This is a genomic window from Actinomyces sp. HMSC075C01 (genome assembly GCF_001812965.1).
GTDB lineage: Bacteria > Actinomycetota > Actinomycetes > Actinomycetales > Actinomycetaceae > Actinomyces > Actinomyces acetigenes.
In genome coordinates this window covers 1-18,070 of sequence record NZ_KV810972.1, presented here as the reverse complement: position 1 = coordinate 18,070, position 18,070 = coordinate 1, and the positions used below count along the sequence as shown (strand labels likewise).

The 18,070-nt window shown below is 67.4% G+C and carries 15 protein-coding genes, 2 tRNA genes and 1 pseudogene; 9 read left to right on the top strand and 9 right to left on the bottom strand.

Annotated features, from left to right (window positions below; all coding sequences use genetic code 11):
* Window positions 1–144: 144 nt before the first annotated feature.
* Entirely contained in the window at window positions 145–819 is a 675-nt protein-coding gene (locus HMPREF2883_RS03810) for an ATP-dependent Clp protease proteolytic subunit (protein WP_070659051.1), read from the bottom strand.
* Between the two features lies 1 nt (window position 820).
* The gene (locus HMPREF2883_RS03805; RefSeq protein ID WP_003786603.1) at window positions 821–1,459 is read right to left on the bottom strand and encodes an ATP-dependent Clp protease proteolytic subunit; all 639 of its coding nucleotides are present in this window, start codon (window positions 1,457–1,459) and stop codon (window positions 821–823) included.
* Between the two features lie 326 nt (window positions 1,460–1,785).
* Here HMPREF2883_RS03805 and HMPREF2883_RS03800 point away from each other — a divergent pair, with 326 nt between their 5' ends.
* Both HMPREF2883_RS03800 and HMPREF2883_RS03795 read left to right on the top strand, forming a co-directional pair.
* Entirely contained in the window at window positions 1,786–2,154 is a 369-nt protein-coding gene (locus HMPREF2883_RS03800) for a cupin domain-containing protein (protein WP_070659050.1), read from the top strand.
* 577 nt (window positions 2,155–2,731) lie between these two features.
* Window positions 2,732–3,865, top strand: a complete 1,134-nt coding sequence (locus tag HMPREF2883_RS03795) for a glycosyltransferase family 2 protein (protein ID WP_070659049.1) — start codon at window positions 2,732–2,734, stop codon at window positions 3,863–3,865.
* A 172-nt stretch (window positions 3,866–4,037) separates the two neighbouring features.
* On the opposite strand, the gene tig is transcribed toward HMPREF2883_RS03795, so the two are convergent.
* The 4 genes from tig to rpmF all read right to left on the bottom strand — a co-directional run bounded on the left by tig (window position 4,038) and on the right by rpmF (window position 6,085).
* Window positions 4,038–5,402, bottom strand: coding sequence for a trigger factor (tig, locus tag HMPREF2883_RS03790; RefSeq protein WP_070659048.1), 1,365 nt, complete (start codon window positions 5,400–5,402; stop codon window positions 4,038–4,040).
* A gap of 291 nt (window positions 5,403–5,693) precedes the next feature.
* A tRNA-Pro gene (locus tag HMPREF2883_RS03785) sits at window positions 5,694–5,767 on the bottom strand.
* Window positions 5,768–5,815: 48 nt separating this feature from the next.
* Window positions 5,816–5,886, bottom strand: a tRNA-Gly gene (locus HMPREF2883_RS03780).
* Window positions 5,887–5,920: 34 nt separating this feature from the next.
* Window positions 5,921–6,085 (bottom strand): 50S ribosomal protein L32, encoded by a 165-nt coding sequence (gene rpmF, locus HMPREF2883_RS03775; RefSeq protein WP_065362189.1) that lies wholly within the window; start codon window positions 6,083–6,085, stop codon window positions 5,921–5,923.
* A 155-nt stretch (window positions 6,086–6,240) separates the two neighbouring features.
* On the opposite strand from rpmF, the gene HMPREF2883_RS03770 reads away from it, so the two are divergent.
* From HMPREF2883_RS03770 to epsC, 3 genes are all read left to right on the top strand, one after another.
* Complete coding sequence (locus HMPREF2883_RS03770; RefSeq protein WP_070659047.1) at window positions 6,241–7,029, top strand: IMPACT family protein; 789 nt, start codon at window positions 6,241–6,243, stop codon at window positions 7,027–7,029.
* A gap of 561 nt (window positions 7,030–7,590) precedes the next feature.
* Window positions 7,591–8,520 carry a cysteine synthase A gene (cysK, locus tag HMPREF2883_RS03765; protein ID WP_070659046.1) on the top strand — a complete coding sequence of 310 codons (930 nt, stop codon included), beginning with the start codon at window positions 7,591–7,593 and terminating at the stop codon, window positions 8,518–8,520.
* A gap of 126 nt (window positions 8,521–8,646) precedes the next feature.
* A complete protein-coding gene (gene epsC / locus HMPREF2883_RS03760) occupies window positions 8,647–9,222 on the top strand; it encodes a serine O-acetyltransferase EpsC (RefSeq protein ID WP_070659045.1) in 576 nt (191 codons plus the stop codon).
* A gap of 74 nt (window positions 9,223–9,296) precedes the next feature.
* On the opposite strand, the gene HMPREF2883_RS03755 is transcribed toward epsC, so the two are convergent.
* From HMPREF2883_RS03755 to HMPREF2883_RS03745, 3 genes are read right to left on the bottom strand one after another with little or no spacing between them, the layout of a single operon-like run.
* Window positions 9,297–10,595, bottom strand: a complete 1,299-nt coding sequence (locus tag HMPREF2883_RS03755; RefSeq protein ID WP_070659044.1) for an alpha/beta fold hydrolase — start codon at window positions 10,593–10,595, stop codon at window positions 9,297–9,299.
* 40 nt (window positions 10,596–10,635) lie between these two features.
* The gene (locus HMPREF2883_RS03750) at window positions 10,636–11,637 is read right to left on the bottom strand and encodes an Fpg/Nei family DNA glycosylase (protein WP_070659043.1); all 1,002 of its coding nucleotides are present in this window, start codon (window positions 11,635–11,637) and stop codon (window positions 10,636–10,638) included.
* 2 nt (window positions 11,638–11,639) lie between these two features.
* The gene (locus tag HMPREF2883_RS03745; protein WP_070659042.1) at window positions 11,640–12,146 is read right to left on the bottom strand and encodes a ribose-5-phosphate isomerase; all 507 of its coding nucleotides are present in this window, start codon (window positions 12,144–12,146) and stop codon (window positions 11,640–11,642) included.
* A gap of 98 nt (window positions 12,147–12,244) precedes the next feature.
* Between HMPREF2883_RS03745 and HMPREF2883_RS03740 the strand changes: the two genes are divergently transcribed.
* The 4 genes and pseudogenes from HMPREF2883_RS03740 to HMPREF2883_RS03725 form a co-directional block, all read left to right on the top strand.
* Entirely contained in the window at window positions 12,245–14,428 is a 2,184-nt protein-coding gene (locus HMPREF2883_RS03740; RefSeq protein WP_070659041.1) for a M13 family metallopeptidase, read from the top strand.
* Window positions 14,429–14,636: 208 nt separating this feature from the next.
* Window positions 14,637–15,599, top strand: a complete 963-nt coding sequence (locus HMPREF2883_RS03735; protein WP_070659040.1) for an LPXTG cell wall anchor domain-containing protein — start codon at window positions 14,637–14,639, stop codon at window positions 15,597–15,599.
* Window positions 15,600–15,756: 157 nt separating this feature from the next.
* On the top strand, window positions 15,757–16,860 hold the full coding sequence (locus HMPREF2883_RS03730) for an LCP family protein (RefSeq protein WP_070659039.1): 1,104 nt from the start codon (window positions 15,757–15,759) through the stop codon (window positions 16,858–16,860).
* 225 nt (window positions 16,861–17,085) lie between these two features.
* Window positions 17,086–18,070 (top strand): annotated as a pseudogene (locus HMPREF2883_RS03725) (peptidase); the annotation flags it as partial.

Genomic DNA, 18,070 nt, shown 5'->3' with positions numbered 1-18,070 from the left:
TGCCACGTTGGGCACCATGCTGCCAGCGTTTGCGGGTCTGATTTCCACCGGCTGCACGTGCAGTGCTCCAGCCGGTTGCTGGAAGGAGCACTGCACGCAGCGTCAGCACGGCGTCGACGACCCGGTCAGCATCTCAGCGCCTCCTCAGGAGGAGTGCGGGGAGGCCGGGGCCTTGCGAGAAGTGAGCACCTGGTCCACGATCCCGTACTCCTTGGCGGCTGCGGCCGTGAGAATCTTGTCGCGCTCGAGGTCGGCGTGGATCTTCTCGCGATCCTGGCCGGTGTGCGCGGCCAGGGTGTCCTCCAGCCAGGAGCGCATGCGGTCGATCTCGTTGGCGACGATCTCGATGTCGCTGGCCTGCCCCTGCATCCCCTCCATGGCGGGCTGGTGGATGAGGACGCGCGCATTGGGCAGGGCCAGGCGCTTGCCCTCGCTACCGGCCGCCAGGAGCACGGCCGCGGCGGAGGCCGCCTGCCCCAGGCAGACGGTCTGCACCTGCGGCTTGATGTACTGCATGGTGTCGTAGATGGCCGTCAGCGCCGTGAAGGATCCGCCGGGGCTGTTGATGTACATGGTGATGAGGCCATCGGGATCTTGGGACTCCAGGACCAGGAGCTGGGCCATGATGTCGTCGGCGGAGGCGTCGTCGACCTGGACGCCCATGAAGACGATGCGGTCCTCGAAGAGCTTGGCGTAGGGGTCCTGACGCTTGAAGCCGTAGGCGGTGCGCTCCTCGAACTGGGGCAGCACGTAGCGGGCCTGCGGCATGGCACCGGCCTGGCGGGCGACGGCCTCGAAGTAGGGACGGGTCGAGGACATGTCAGTTGTCTCCGTTCTGCTTGCCGATCTCCCGACTGGAGCGCACGATGTGATCGACGAATCCGTACTCCAGGGCCTCCTGGGCCGAGAACCAGTGGTCGCGGTCGGAATCGGCGATGATCTCCTCCACGGTGTGTCCGGTGTTGGCCGCGGTGATCTCCGCGAGCTCCTGCTTCATCTTGATGATGAGGTCGGCGTTGATACGGATGTCGGTGGCCGAGCCCCCTGCGCCGCCGGAGGGCTGGTGCATGAGCACGCGGGCGTGAGGTGTGAGGTAGCGCTTGCCCTTGGCGCCGGCCGACAGCAGGTGCTGCCCCATGGAGGCGGCCAGGCCCGTGGCCACGGTGGCGACGTCGGGCTGGACGTACTGCATGGTGTCGTAGATGGCCATGCCGGCGGTCACCGAGCCGCCGGGGCTGTTGATGTAGAGGTAGATGTCCCGCTCGGGATCCTCGGCGGCCAGCAGCAGCATCTGGGCGCAGATGGCGTTGGCGTTGTCGTCACGCACCTCGGAGCCGAGCCAGATGATGCGCTCCTTGAGGAGGCGGTTGTAGATGGAGTCGGTCAACCCCAGACCCGCGCCTGCTGCGTCGGCTGCCTGGGGAGGGGCGACCGCAGCGGGTGTATAGAGCTCGCTCACGTCAGTCCTCTCATGGTCGGTGTCGCCAACGCTAACGCGATGCCCCCGGCCACCATGCCCGCCGTCGCACCCTTTTCGCCCACGGCGCAGGTGCGACGACCAGAGCCGTGGCCTACGTCGAGCATCCTCGCAATCACGACACCTTCCTCGACGCTCAGCGTCCCGGCAGATCGCGCCCCTCGGCCTCATCGCCAGTACTGTCTGCCCTGACAGCATCATCCGGCGCTCGACGCACCCACGCCTCTTGGCACGGTCGGCCCAGCCCTTGCAGCCCCGTAACCTTCACCGCCCTCACCACCAACACCATAGGAACCATAGGAGAACACATGTCCCCCTCATCCAGCACCCCCTCCACCGAGTCCCTGTTCCGGCTCGGCCTCAACGCCGCCCTCCCCATCTCCGAGGAGGCGACCACCTCGCGGGTCGTCGTCAACAACGACATCCTGCGCACGGTCGTCTTCACCTTCGACGCCGGCCAGGTCCTCACCGAGCACTCCTCCCCCCGGGCAGTGATCGTCACGCTCCTGGAGGGCGAGATGGACTTCTCCATCGGCGAGCGCACCGAGAGGATGGGCGCCGGGGACGTCATCTATCTGGCACCCGGCGACCGTCACGCACTGACGGCCGTGACGCCGTGCCGCATGCAGCTGGTCATGGTCGACGTCGACAAGGCCAGGGCGGCGAACGAGAAGTAGCCCCGGGCAACGGGCAACCGCCACCTGTCAGCAGCCGGCCGGCGGACGATACCACCGCGTGGGGTGGGGCGCGAAGCGCTGAGGTCTTCGCCCTCACCCCACTTCCTTGTGAATTCCACTAAACCAAGCGCCTCCTCCACGTACGCAGCGGAGCCCGGGCGACCAGACACTACCTGAGGTATCGGGCGCAGTGTTGCGGCTCACTCGAATCCCAAGGCATGAAGCCTCGGTAAGCCAACTCACGCCCCCTTGTAGGAAACCTAAACCTTCCATGGATTAGATTGTGGGCGCCCGAGATCTTGACGTGACCCGCTTCCCACATCGTGGCATCGACGAGGGTGGCGTGGCACCATCGATTTTATCCAACCGATAACATTGGAGTGCCCGCCTGCCTGACGACACCAAAGCCCTCTAGCTCGGGCTTCTCACCACCGTCAGCCGGCCACATTCTTTTACGATTCAATAACCCCCGTCCCCGCTCGAACAGCACGTCTTTCCCGCCTGCCGCACCACCCAGTAAGGGGCCACCCGTGTTCAGCACGCTCGCACAACTCCATGAACCAGAGAGGACCTCCGCATGATCGTCATTACCCTGCTGGTGGGAATCCTGTTCTGGATCGGAATTGATATCTGGGCCGGCATTACCTCAAAGTGGTATAAAGCCGTGGAGCTGAATCCGAGCATCACCTCAGACGACTTCAGCGTCCTGGTACCGATCTACGGCAATGTCAAGTACTTGCAGAACGCGGATTACCTGCACCCCTATGGAGATCGAGTAGTCCTGTGCACCACCTCGGGTGAGTCCCAGGAGTTCTACCGCGACCTTGAGGACATCGCCATTCGCTACGGGTTCAGAATCTTCCGCAGCAACTACGTCCCGCGCAAGGTGGGTCGCAAGCGCAGCACCTCGGGAATCACCCGGGACACGGTTGTCCGCGACGCGCTGCTGGCCGCCCCCCTCAACTCCTACATCGTCTGCCTAGACGCCGACACCACGGCGCAGGAGCCACTGACCCACATCATCGGCGCCCTGGTGGCCAACAAGGCCGACTTCGCCTCGGTCACCATCGTGCCTCAGAAGAAGGGCCCCTTCATCGTCCAGATGCAGCGCCACGAGTACGTGGTCTCAATGCGAGCCCGCAGAATCATGCCGTGGCTGCTCAGCGGCGCCCTTCACATTGGCAAAACCGACGTCATGCGCCAGATCATGGCCCGCCACTCGCTGTTCTTCCAAGGCAATGACATCGAGTCCGGGATTATCGGAGACGCGCTGGGCTACAAAGCCGTTCACATTCTTGCCCACGTCAACACCAACGCACCCGACACCCTCTACTCCTGGTGGCGCCAGCGGATCGCCTGGAGCGGCGGTTCCTTCAGACTTTTCATCATCAACTTCAGATTCGTGTTCCAGCACCCATTCTTGTGGCTGTACAGCGGCATTGTGGTTATCAGCATGTTCGTGCTCAGGTGGATAGCCGTCGTGAATCCCGGATGGACACTTCTGCTGGCACTGTTCATCTACTACGCCGCTATCGTGTGGCTTCACTGGGACCACGGCAACAAGTGGCTGATCTTCCAACCCTTCTACTGCCTCTTCGTCAGTCTCATCGTAGTTCCCATCGGTATCGCCTACTATTTCAAGATGGCCATTCCTGAGCGTAACTTCGGGGTCATTCGTCCCAAGCGCAAGGAGCTTGTCACAGCGGGCTGATCCTCGACCGGGACGCGTCGTCCGGCCAACGCGGGCGCTCCCGTCCCAGCGGACTCCCGCACAGCACAGCGGGCCCACCTTCTGGAAGGTGGGCCCGCTTGCCTGCCGCGGGGCATCCCGCTTGCGCGGGCGGGAGCCTATGTCAGCTCATTGCGCCTCAGCGGCTGTGAGCTCACTCAGCGTCCTCGTCCTCAGCGGAGTCGGTGTCCTGCTCAGCGGCAACGGCTGCGGCCTGAGCTGCCGCGGCGGCGGCGTCCTCGTCGGAACCGATGAAGGCGGACAGGTCCACGGACTCGCCCTTGGAATCAACCACCGCGACCTGACGCAGCGCCATGGCCAGCGACTTGTTACGGGCGACCTCGGAGACGAAGGCGGGGATCTGGCCGGCCTGCTGAGCGCCCTGGAGGAACTGGGCGGGCTCCATGCCGTACTGCTGAGCGGTCTGGAAGAGGAACTCCAGCAGCTCGTCCTGCGCCACACCGACCTTGAGGTCCTCAGCCAGGACATCGAGGATGATCTGGTCGCGCACACCGGCGACGATGTCCTCGCGGATCTCCTTGGCGTGCTCCTCGTCGCCGTCCTTGCCCTCGGCCTGCAGGTGCTGGGCGACCTCGGCCTCGACGACGGCCTCGGGGACATCGAAGGAGACCTCGCCGCGCAGGTGCTCGAGAAGGGCGTCGCGGGCGGCGACGGCCTGCTCACCGGTCTTGCGCTCGGTGACCTGCTTGACGAGGTCCTCACGCAGCTCCTCGACGGTGTCGAACTCGGAGGCGATCTGGGCGAACTCGTCATCGACCGTGGGCAGCTCACGCTGCTTGACGGCAGTGGCGGTCACCGTGACCTCGGCCTGCTCACCGGCGTGCTCCCCGCCGGCCAGCTCGGTGGTGAAGGTGGCGGACTCGTCGGCCTTCAGACCGCGCAGGGCGGTGTCCAGGCCCTTGAGCATGTTGCCCTTGCCGATCTCGTAGGAGACACCGGAGATGGAGTCGACCTCCTCGCCGTCGATGACGGCCTTGAGGTCAATGGTGACGAAGTCACCGGTCTTGGCCTTGCGGCCCACGGACTTCAGGGAGCCGAAGCGGGCACGCAGGTTGTCCAGCTCGGTGTCGACGTCCTCATCGGTGACCTCGACGGCGTCCACGGTCAGCTTGGCCTTGCTCAGGTCCGGCAGCTCGATAACGGGGCGAACAGTGACCTCAGCGGTGAAGGCCAGCTGACCGCCGTTCTCTCCGGTGGCGTTGGGCAGCTCGACGACGTCAACCTCGGGCTGGAGCATGGGGACCCGCTCGGCCTCGGTGATGGCGTCCCGGTAGAAGTCGGAGAGCTTGTTGTTGACGGCCTCCTGAATGACGGCCCCGCGGCCGACGCGCTGGTCGATGACCCGGTTGGGGACGTGACCGCGACGGAAGCCGGGGACCTGGATCTGGGAGCCGATCTCCTTGTAGGCGGCATCCAGGCTGGGCTTGAGCTCCTCATAGGGGACCTCAACGGTCAGCTTGATGCGACTGGGGTCAAGATTCTCGACAGTGGTCTTCACGGGGGTTGCTCCCAAGGTCTGAGTTCTGCGGTAACACCGACGCGCTCGAAGGCGCTCGGCGGACGCGCGTCTGTGGCGTCAATCCGTGCCATCTTAGGGCAAACGAACAGTGGGATCGACGCTGCGCCCGTCCCTGGCACATGAGTCTGGACACAGGAGGAGGCGCCGTACAGGGTGCGTCATCGCTATCGGACGCACCGGCATATTCACGGGCCACGCATCCGGCATTGACGCGCTCCTGATGCGGTCTGCTCGTGGGTCGCGCCCACAGGACGCCCACAGGACGAGGAGTCGGGCTGGCGGGATTTGAACCCGCGGCCCCCTGCTCCCAAAGCAGGTGCGCTACCAAACTGCGCCACAGCCCGTGACGTGACGAAAGGAGCCGCCGAGGAGCGGCCCCTTTCGGCTCACAGAGCGGGTGACGGGAATCGAACCCGCGCAATCTGCTTGGAAGGCAGAGGCTCTACCATTGAGCTACACCCGCGTGGATGAAGGGTTTCACCCCTCCACCAGCAGCCTCACTGCTCGATGAGGCCTTCCTTGTAGGCCCGCGCCAGACGGCGAGGCACGGAGATCTCACGGCCCTGGACGCGGATGGTGGTGAGCTCGGTGAGCTTGGCCTTCCACTGTGAGCGGCGGTTGCGGGTGTTGCTGCGGGACATCTTCCGCTTCGGCACTGCCATGGGCCCGCTCCTCTCTCATGAACCTGGGGATCGGACGACCCCTCGAAACTGGACCGAGGGACACCATAACGACATCGCCGGGACTGCTTCCAGTCCAAGACCGCCTCAAGGCATGTGACATCGGTCCCGCGCCCGCCCCGTGCGAGGATCCTGCCATGGCCACGCACGCCCCTCGCACACCATCGCACCAGCCGTCTCAGGAGCAGTCATCCCCCGGGCTCATCACGCTGACCCACGGCGAGCAGCCCGAGATCGACCTGGAGATCAGGAAGTCCCACTTCCTGGCACGCGCCTGCCGCACGGACTCCATGGACGAGGCCCGCAGCTTCATCGCGAGCGTGCGCTCCACCTATCCCGACGCGCGCCACCACTGCTCGGCGCTGACGCTCACCGACCTCTCCGAGGAGCACACCCTGGCCGCCCCTCCCCCACCCACCGAGCGCTCCAACGACGACGGCGAGCCCTCCGGTACGGCCGGCCAGCCCATGCTCGACGTGCTGCGGGGAACGGGGCTGGCCAACACGACCGTCGTCGTCACCCGCTACTTCGGCGGAACGCTGCTGGGAACCGGCGGACTGGTACGCGCCTACTCCGAGGCGACCGCTCAGGCGCTTCAGGCGGCCACGCGTGTCACCCTGACCCGGCTTCATCTGTGGGACCTGCGCGTTCCGGTGGCTCAGGCAGGCAGGATCGAGGCGGAGCTGCGCTCCCGCAATCCCACCGCGACATCGGGGCCGACGGCGGAGGGCGGCGCGGTCGCCGCCGCCCCGATCATTCACGTCGAGGAGACGATCTGGGGGCCGACCCACGCCGTCCTCGTGCTGGCCACGTCCCGCGCCGACCCTGAGCTCCTGCACGCCCCACTGGCAGCCCTGACTCGGGGCGAGGGGGTGGCCGAGCCCGTCGGCAGCCGACTGGTTGAGATCCCTGCGCCTTCGGCCTGATACCCGAGGCCGGCATTGTGACCCTCCGGCGCGGCGGCCACCCGACACGCACGGGATCAGCCGCGTTCGCGACCACGATGCGAACAGATGCCGGACGGATGTGGCGATCACCGTCGGAGGCGGGGTAGGGTTTTACCAGCAGCGGGCACCACGCCCCAGGTGAGCTGATAAGCAGTTCACGCCCGGGCAGGCGCATTTCAGTCGCCGTGAGGAACAGAGGAGGACCCATGATGGTTAAGGCCGTCATGTGCACCGTGTCCGCCATGTCCTCCATGACCTCCATGCCCGTTGCGCCCATGTGCTGCTGCCGGTGTCGGTAGAGCGCCAGGCCACGACATCTGTGCGCGTACCGCTGCGCGCATGCCCGGCGCTCCCGAAGCAGGCGGTCACCCCTGCTGTTTGAGCCACTCCCTACGACGTGGCCACCCCTGACGGACGCGGACCGTCCCCACTTCACTTTTCTTTCACGAGCTCTTGCGGGCCCGACGTCGCCACATCACGCGGCTCCGCCGGTCGCCGTCACCACAGAGCTCACCCAACCCACATCCGAAGGACATCACTATGACGTACGCACCCGACGCAACCGCCCTGGTCGGCAACACTCCCCTGGTCCGCATCAACCGCGTCACCGACGGCGCCCCCGCCACCGTCCTGGCCAAGGTGGAGGCCTTCGAGCCGGCCGCCTCGGTGAAGGACCGCATCGCCCTGTCCATCGTGCGCGCCGCGGAGGCCTCCGGTGACCTCAAGCCCGGCGGCACCATCGTGGAGGCGACCTCCGGGAACACCGGAGTCGGCCTGGCCATGGTGGGAGCGGCCCTGGGCTACAAGGTCATCATCACCATGCCCGAGACGATGTCCAAGGAGCGCCGGGCGATCATGCGCGCCTTCGGTGCGCAGCTGGTGCTGACCACCGAGGGCGGCGTGGCCGGAGCGGTCAAGCGGGCCGAGGAGATCCAGGCCGCCACCCCCAACTCGATCCTCGCCTCCCAGTTCACCAACCCCGCCAACCCCAAGATCCATCGCGAGACGACGGCCCGAGAGATCCTGGAGCAGACCGGGGGCGACATCGACGTCTTCGTGGCCGGTATCGGCACCGGGGGCACGCTGACCGGCGTGGGCCAGGTACTGCGTCAGGAGAAGCCCGGGGTGCGGATCTACGGCGTCGAGCCCTCCGAGTCCCCGCTGCTGAGTGAGGGCCAGGCCGCCCCCCACAAGATCCAGGGCCTGGGTCCCAACGTCGTTCCTGAGATTCTCGACCAGGGCATCTGGGACGAGCTGCTCCACATCGAGTCCGACGTCGCCATCACCTACGCGCGTCGCGCCGCGGCCGAGGAGGGCCTCCTGGTGGGGATCTCCTCGGGCGCCGCTCTGGCCGCCGCCAGCGAGCTGGCCAGGCGTCCTGAGTTTGAGGGCAAGACCATCGTCACCGTCCTGCCCGACACCGGTGAGCGCTACCTGTCCACGCCTTTGTTCAAGGACTTCCTCGACTGACACTCCCCGACGGCGGCGAACCTGGGAACAGGCGAGCCGCCGTCGGTGTTGTCACCGGCGCAGCGGGTGAGGTGAAGGCTCACATGCCGACCTGGGCCGCACCGTCACCCATCAGAGGAGCACACCATGCACAACTCCAAACGGTCTCTTCTGGACCTGGCCCGTGAGGACCTGGCCACGGCGCGCAGACGCGACCCCGCCGCCCGCTCCAGCTTGGAGGTGGCCCTCCTCTACCCGGGTGTCCACGCCCTGTGGGCGCACCGGGCGGCTCACAAGCTGTGGCACAAGGGGCACCGCTTCGCGGCGCGCGCCCTGTCTCAGGCGGCCCGCAACTTCACCGGTATCGAGATCCACCCGGCCGCGAAGATCGGTGAGCGCTTCTTCATCGACCACGGCATGGGCGTGGTCATCGGTGAGACCGCGGAGGTCGGCGACGACGTCCTGCTGTTCCACGGAGTGACTCTGGGCGGGGTGTCGATGAGTCCGGGCAAGCGTCACCCCACCATCGGCAACAACGTGCAGATCGGCGCCGGCGCCAAGGTCCTGGGACCGGTCACTGTCGAGGACGGGGCCAAGGTGGGGGCCAACGCGGTCCTGGTGAAGAACCTCCCGCAGGGTCATGTCGCCGTGGGCGTGCCCAGCCGGGCCCGCGACCCCCGCACCGACCCCGAGCTCATGATGGACCCGACCATCTATATCTGAGCCGTCTCACGGCATCCCAGCGAGCGCCTCACGGACCACCTCACGTCGCCCGATGAAGCCACCCGCGCACGCGGTCAGCGGGCGATCACTCCGGCGGCCAGGTCGCGCAGGCGCTTGAAGACCCGGCCGCCGGAGGCGCGTGAGCCGTCGTGCTCGTACTCGCTGGTGATCCAGGTGCGCAGGCCGGGGATGAGCGCGGCCGTCTCCAGGGAGGTGGTCATCGGCACGAACACGTCGCGGGCGTAGACGGCGGCCGCACCGGGAGTCGTCGTGGACCTGAGGCGGGCCGGGTCGTAGAGCGCCGGCCACTCGTGCGCGGCCAGGAGGTCGGCCACCTCCAGCCAGGGGCGCAGACCGGCGTCCTCGACGAAGACCTCACGGCGCACGTGCTCACCTGTCAGCAGGGTGGGATCGTCGTCGAAGACCGCGGGGCGCACCCGCTGGGCGGCCCAGTCGGTGGCGCCGGTGTCGGCCCAGCAGGACTCGTGGATGACGGCGTAGAGCGGGAACCTGCCGCCGAAGGGCAGGCACTGCCCCAGGTCATAGCGGAAGGCCCAGGAGTCGGGGTCGCGCTCCAGGAGGTAGTGGATCGTGTCTGCTCCCCCGGCCCCGCCCAGCAGAGCACCGAGCGAGCGCAGGCGCTCAGGTCCGACGAGGTCCCCTCCTGCCGTCCTCAGCTCACCCCGACCGGCCTTCTCGGCCAGGGACGCCATGCGGTCGCGGTCCTGGGGGAAGCGGGCGTAGTACTCCTCGCTCTTGAGGCGCATCGCCTCGTAGCTGAGGGCGTAGACCTCGTCAATGCTGTGCCCGACGGCGGGCAGGCCACCGGTGATGTAGACCTTCTCCAGGCTCTGGGCGTGCTCGGAGAGGTACCGGGTGACGCAGAACCCCCCGAAGGACTGGCCCAGCAGGCTCCAGCGCTCCAGGCCCAGGGCGCGGCGCAGGTCCTCACAGTCATCGACGATCTCGTCGGCGCGCAGGTGGGTGAGCAGCCGGGCGGTGTCCGCGGGAGCGCCGGCGGCATCGGGCCGGTCCACCGGGCTGGAGGCGCCGGTGCCGCGCTGGTCGACAAGGATGAGTCGGTGGTGCTCCAGGATCGCACCGATCCAGCCGAGCCCTAAGTCGGCGCTGGGGCGCGGCGCCTCGCAGCCCGGCCCGCCCTGGAGGAAGACCAGCGGGGGCCTGGAGAGCGGGTCGATGCCGGCAATTGAGATCTCACGGGCGTAGACGGTGATGGGCTCCGTCCCGTCGGAGGCTGAGTCCCCCTGCCCGCTGCGGTCCAGGGGAACGGTCAGGTGGTGGTCGCGGGTCAGCAGCCCGGCAGTCGAGGAGGACCAGCTCGAGGAGTGCAGGGCGGGCGAGGCGTTCGACATGCCGCCACCTTAATGGTGATCGGCGGGACTCCAGCCGGTTTCAGCGGGCCTGGCAGGTCGGGCACCAGAAGAGCCGGCGGGACGCTACCTCCCGCTCGGCCACCGGGGTCCCACAGCGAAGGCAGGGACGGCCGGTGCGGTGGTAGACGTACCACCGGCCGGCCTCAGGGTCGTGGGGCGGCAGGGGGTCGGGGACGTCGTCGAGGTCGACGGTGGTGATGAAGCCGGTGGCCACCCCGTACTCCATGAGGGGGCGCAGGTCCTCCCAGATGGCCCGCAGCCGCTCCTGGCTGATGCGGTTGCCCGCCTGGAAGGGCGAGACCCCGACCCGAAAGAGCGTCTCAGCCCGATAGATGTTGCCGGCCCCGGAGATGACGGCCTGGTCCATGAGGAGCTCCCCGATGCTCTTGCGCCGCGAGCGCGCCTTGGCCACGAAGGCCTCCACGTCAGCGTCGGCGCGCAGCGGGTCCGGGCCGAGGCGGCGGCGCACGGTGGCCACGCCCTCGGCGTCCAGCAGCTCGCAGGCCGCCGGTCCGGTCAGGTCGGCCACCCCGTGCTCGCCGAGCAGCCGAAGCCGCACCGCACCGCGCGGCTCGGGCGGCTCCCACTCCTCGGGGGCGGGCCCGTGCGCGCCAGCGCCCTGGTCCCCGGGTTCGAGGCTCCCGCCGTTCAGTCCGCTCAGGGCCGATCCTCCCCCGCCCTTGAGGGCGTGCTCGCCGCGCTCCCCGACGCGCCGACGCGGCGCTCCGATGGCGTGGGGCGCCGTGAACTCACGGTCGCCGTCGAAGGTCCACGCCCCGTAGAGACCCAGGTGGATCCGCAGCCAGGTGACGGAGGCGTCGTCGAGGGACATGTCGGCGCGGGGGCCGAAGGGCAGGAAGAGGTGCTTGCCGTGGGCCTGGCTACCCAGGAGGACCTGGCCGTCCAGACGGCTCGCCCCGTCGGCGAAACGCCCCTGCGGTGAGCACACGCGCAGGCTCTGGCCACCGTAGAGCTCGTCAAGGGCGGCGGCGAGCCGGTGGATGGTGTGCCCCTCCGGCATGCTCAGGCCCCGGTGGAGGTGGAGTCGTCGGTGGGATCAGCCGCTGGAGCGGCGGCGTCATGAACGCGGCTCTCGTAGTCGGCGAGCTGGGCGATGCGACGCACGTGGCGCTCATCGCCGCTGAAGGGCTCGGTGAGGAAGGCATCGATGATGGCCAGGCCCGCCCCCAGATCATGCATGCGGCCACCCAGGGCGACGACGTTGGCGTTGTTGTGCTGGCGGGCGAGTCGGGCGGTCTCGATCGACCAGGCCAGGGCGGCGCGCACCCCGTCAACCTTGTTGGCGGCGATCTGTTCCCCGTTTCCACTGCCCCCGAGAACAATGCCCAGGCTCCCGGCGTCGGCCACGACGGCCTCCCCGCAGGCCAGACAGAAGGCGGGGTAGTCGTCATCCGGGTCGTAGGAGTGGGCTCCGTGGTCGACGACGGCGTGCCCCTGCTCCCTCAAGTGCTCGATCACGGCGCTCTTGAGCTCGAAACCGGCGTGGTCGGAGGCGATATGGATGCGCATGGGCAGAATTGTGCCTCACGCGAACAGCGCTTCGCACCATGAGTCAACGGGCGCTGTCAGAGCACCTGAGAGCAGCGGAGCGGGTTAGCGTGTCCGCTATGACTGACGCCTGCGCGACCTCACCGACTTCCACCGGCCCTGCATCGGACTCACCGGCCCGCCGCTCTCAGCCGGAGGGTTCCCCCGGCCCCACCGTCGACGCGGTCCTTGCCGGCGTGCTGGAGACGGCGCACACCGACACCTCCGTGCGCCCCCAGGACGACCTGTTCCGATTCGTCAACGGCCAGTGGCTCGCGACCGCCGAGATCCCAGCGGACCGTCCCAGCACCGGAGCCTTCACGACGTTGCGTGACGAGGCCGAGGCCGCCTGCCGCCAGATCGTTGAGGAGCTCGCCGAGCAGCTCTCCTCCGTGGCACCCGAGGAGGTCTCAGAGATCCTGGCCACCAACCGGGGCCGAGTCGGCGCCCTCTACGAGGCCTTCATGGACGAGTCCCGCCTGGAGGAGCTGGGGGCCGAGCCACTGGCTGAGGAGCTGGCGCCGGTGCTGGGCGCCTCCTCCAAGGAGGATCTGGGCCGAGCACTGGGAGAGATGACGCCCGCCGGCTTCATGGGAGTGGTCGGTGCCGATGTCGAGGTGGACATCAACGACCCGGAGCGCTACACGAGCTGGATAGGCCAGTCAGGGCTGGGGCTGCCGGACGAGTCCTACTACCGCGAAGAGGCTCAGGCCCCGCTGCGCCAGGCCTATGTGGAGCACGTGGCCAGGATGCTGGCTCTGGCGGGCCTGACGGAGTCCTTCGGCGCCCCGGGTGAGGAGCTGGCCGAGCGGGTCATGGCCGTGGAGACCGCCCTGGCCAAGGGGCACTGGGACCGCGTCACCTGCCGTGACGTGGAGAAGATGAACAACCCGATGTCCTGGCGGCAGATCGTGGACTCGGCCCCGGGCCTGCCCTGGCACGAGTGGCGCGAGGGGATCCGCGCGGCGGCCCGGACCGCCGGCATCGAGCAGACCACCTTCCTCGAGGAGGCCATCGTCACCCAGCCCGACTACCTCCCCCACGCGGCAGGCATCTGGCGACAGACCGACCTGGAGGACCTCAAGGCCTGGGCCGCCTGGCACGTCGTTCACGGACGCGCCACCCTGCTGTCAGGCGCCTTCGTGGAGGAGAACTTCGACTTCTACGGCCGTACGCTCCAGGGGACCGACGAGCTGCGGCCCCGCTGGAAGCGCGGCGTCGGCCTGGTGGAGTCCTGCCTGGGCGAGGCACTGGGCGAGATCTACGTGGAGCGGCACTTCCCGCCGTCGCACAAGTCGGCGATGGAGGCCCTGGTGGGGCGGCTCATTGAGGCCTACCACCAGTCCATCTCCTCGCTGGAGTGGATGAGTCCGGCCACGCGGGAGCGGGCCCTGGAGAAGCTGGCGCTGTTCACCCCCAAGATCGGCTACCCGGTGCGCTGGCGCGACTACTCGGCCGTGGAGGTCGTCCCCGGGGACGTGCTGGCCTCGGTGCGCAGCGTGGAGCGGGCCGATATGGCCTACTCGCTGAACAAGCTGACCAAGCCGGTGGACCACGACGAGTGGCACATGACCCCCCAGACGGTCAACGCCTACTACAACCCCACCATGAACGAGATCGTCTTCCCCGCGGCGATCCTTCAGCCTCCCTTCTTCGACCCGCAGGCCGACGACGCCGTGAACTACGCGGGCATCGGCGCCGTCATCGGTCACGAGATCGGCCATGGCTTCGACGACCAGGGCTCCACCTTCGACGGCACCGGAAAGGTCAGCGACTGGTGGACCCAGGAGGACCGGGAGGCCTTCACTGAGCGCACGAGCGCGCTCATCAGCCAGTACAACGCCTACACGCCCGAGGTCGTCGTCACCAAGCACCGGGACGCGGGCACGGCGCAGGCGGAGATCCCGCACGTCAACGGCGCTTTGACCATCGGGGAGAACATCGGCGACCTGGGTGGTCTGGGTATCGCCCTCAAGGCCTACTCCCTGGCCCTGGCCGACTCCGGCATCCCCTCACTGGATGAGGCTCCTGTCATCGACGGGTTCACCGGCCTGCAGCGCTTCTTCTACTCCTGGGCGCGGATCTGGCGCTCCAAGAGCCGCCCGGACTACGCCGAGCTGCTCCTGACCGTCGACCCGCACTCGCCGGCGGAGTTCCGTTGTAACGGAATCGTGCGCAACGTGGATGCCTTCTACCAGGCCTTTGAGGTGGATCCCAACGACGCCTTGTGGTTGGATCCCAACGAACGGGTCTCCATTTGGTAAATGGCCCGGATGCTCGGAATCAAGCCCAAGCAACCAAAACTCGTTGCCCCAGTTAGACGAATCCACAACTACCCACCACTGAGGTCGATACCTCATCTACAAAAAATCGTGGAACCTCGTCCCGAGGAACGCTAAGGTGGGGGCAACGCGGTGATACCCCGACTCACCGGTTGCCACCCATCCCCCTCATATCTATCTAGGAGTACTCATGCGTCTCGGACGCCCCCTGGCCGCCGCAAGCGTGATGGCCGCTGCCATCGGCGCCTCCCTCGCCGCCTCCCCCGCGCTGGCTGACAACTCTCTCGCCTTCAAGTTCGCCGAGGACCAGCAGAACATCGTCAGCCCCTCGGACCCCGCCTTCACGGTGTCGGGAACCGGCTGCACCGGCAAGGACGCGGCAGTCGGTATCGCCCTCTACAGCCCTAAGGGTGATATGTCCACCGTCGTGACGGCCACCCCCGACGCCGAGGGCAACTGGTCCACCGCCCTGAACATCCCCGAGCTGGTCAAGTCCACCGGCGTTGAGGCCAAGACGGACGGCTCGGCCGACGGCTGGTCCATCGTCGCCGGCTGCGTCGCCTACGGCGAGGCGAAGGGCCAGGTTCAGGAGGCCATCGCCTTCGACGACACCAAGGTGGAGGGTACCTACGAGGTCACCACCGACCAGAACGGCGTTCAGAAGATCACGGTGGACGTCAAGGGCTTCTCCCCCAACGAGGAGGTCACCCTCACCCTGGTCAGCAAGAACGACCCCTCCAAGACCTACCCCGTCGGCAAGCTGAAGGCCGACGCCAACGGCAATGTCACGGGTGAGCTGCCGGCCCCCTCGGACGTGCCTGACGGCGAGTACACGCTGACCATCGAGGGCGCCCGCTACGGCGAAGGCGGCAGCTCCAACAAGACCGTCGTGATCAAGGGTGGTTCCCTCAGCCTTGTGGCTGACGGTGACAACGGCATCGGTGACAACGGTGGCGCCACCGCCAACCCGACCGCTCCCGCCAGCAACGGCAGCGTGAACGTCCCGGCCAGCACCAACGCCACCCCGGCGGCCTCCACCTCGGGCAAGCCCCTGGCCAAGACCGGTGCCAACGGCCTGCTCTTCGGCGGCATCGCCGCGGCCCTCGTGGCCATCGGTGGCGGCGTCCTCGTCGTGCGTCGCCGCAAGGCCTGATCGTCTCCTTCCAGTCTGACTGGGAACATGTCCCGCCGGGGAGACAGCACCACCGCGTGCCGTCTCCCCGGCGGCCTTGTCCCATCCCGCAGCCCTCATGCGGCGCGCACGTTCGCGCCTGACGGCACAGCACTGCCCCGAAGCGGACACTGAGACCATGGACCCCACCTCCCACGACGAGCACAGCGCAGCCCCCTCGGAGGCCTCGGACGCCACCGGGGACCCCACCGACGCCGCTTCCCCTCCGCCTCAGCGAGGCCGTCGACGTCGGACAGGCACAAGCATCAAGCGCTGGTCGAGGCGACGCAGAATCGTCGTCGGCCTGAGCGCCGCGGTCATGACGACCGCTCTGGCACTGGGAACCGACGTGGCCGTCCTGGTTCATCGCCCCGCGCGCGTCGATATCGCCATGCCCTCCACGTCCTCCCCGACGGCGGGCGAGACTTGGCTGATCCTGGGAACCGACTCGCGCGCCACCGTGCCGGGAGACCAGAACCGCTACGGAACCACTCAGGAGGTGGAGGGCTCCCGCGCCGACGTCATCGCCCTGGTACGCCCCTCCCAGGAGGGACTCACCGTCATCAACCTGCCCCGGGACCTGACCATCAACAGCAAGGGAAGGGAGCTGGACCGCCTGGCCACCACCTACGTCCCGGGACCGCAGAACACGGTCAACGCCCTGTGCACGGGCCTGGGAATCCCCACCTCGCATCTGGTGACCATCGACATGGCTCAGTTCGCCACCATCATCGACTCCTTGGGAGGCATCGAGGTGGACGTCCCCGAGCCGGTTCGGGACGCCTACACCGGACTGAACCTCACCTCCGCCGGCCACCACCGGCTCAGCGGAATCGACGCCCTGGCCCTCGTCCGCTCACGGCATCCGGAGATCCTGCGCGACGGCAGATGGGTGGCCATGAGCCAGGCTGATGGCGCCCAACGCCGCAGCCAGTCCACGGCCACCGTCATGCAGGCCGTGCTGTCCGCCATCGGGCAGAAGGCCAGCAACCCCGTCTCGCTCCATCAGCTGGCACACACCATGGCCGGGAACATCACCCTGGACTCAGGTACCGGGCTCAGCGACCTGGCCGCACTGGGACGCAGCGCCTCGAAAGCCGGGCGGGCCGGAGCCACGACCATCGTCGACCTTCCGACAGGACCTCGGGACGAGTCGATCATCGTCTCACCCAACCAGGAGTCGCGTGACCTGCTGGCCCGCTATGGGTACAGCCCCAAAACCTGTCGGCCAGCAGGCTCCTAGTCGCTAACCTTCGAGACTGCGAGTCTTCCCCGCCGTATCAGCCTTTCGTCGCCGTCCTCGCTCAACACCCCACTTTTTCACGTGAGAGAGGACACCAGCACATGTGTCTGGTATCACTTCAGAGACCCACGCCCTCGCCCTATTCATCGTTACGGTAGATAACGAGTCGACGAAGAATCGGATCGCCGACAACCATCGTTCCCCTCGTCAGACCTAGGAGGACACATGCGTCTTGGACGTCCCTTGGCCACAGCCAGCGCGGTGGCCGCAATGACCGGAGCCTCGCTCATTGCCTCCCCTGTTCTCGCCAACAGCTCCAACAGCAACAGCCCGAGCACCCCCAGCAGCACCGCCGAGGCGACTACACCCCCCGGCAGCCCTGCTCAGCCCACCCCGGCTCCCGGCAAGACCAGCGAGGCCACCCCCACTCCCGGCAAGACCAGTGAGGGCAGCAGCTTCAAGATCACCCAGGAGAAGACCTTCGTGTCGGCCAGCACCAACACGTCCTTCACCGTCTCGGGAACCGGCTGCACCGGGAAGCAGGCCACCGTCGGCATCGCGCTGTACGCACCGGACGGCACCGTGTCCGACGTCGTCAAAACCAAGGCGGCTGCGGACGGCAGCTGGACGTCAAACCTCGACCTGGCTGCGCTCATCAAGTCCATCGGCTCGACCACGGCCACCACTACTGACGGGTGGACCATTGGCGCCGGCTGCATGACCTACGGCGACAAGACTGAGACGACCCAGGTGACCAAGCAGCAGCAGACGCAGATCTACTTCGACGACACACGCATCTCCGGCTCCTATGAGGTCTCCGCCCGCACGGAGAGCCAGTCCCAGACCTTCACCTTCAACGCCCAGGGCTTCTATGCCAGCGAGAGAGTCACTGTTCTCCTCAAGGGCAAGAGCGACTCCAGCATCTGCTACACCCTCGGAGAGCTGACGGTTGACGCCAACGGCAACCTCACGGGCAGCCTGCCCGCTCCCGCTGACGCCCCCGACGGGGAGTACGTCCTGGTCCTGACCGGCTCCCACCACAGCGAGACGGCCACCAGCCAGACCGTCACCACGGTCTCCCACCACACCTTCACCGTCGAGAGCACCGAGCGCTCCACCACAGAGACCGAGACCACTGAGAACAACAACGGCGGTGACAAGACCACCGAGCAGAAGACCTCCGAGAACAACGGCGGTAGCGACAAGCAGG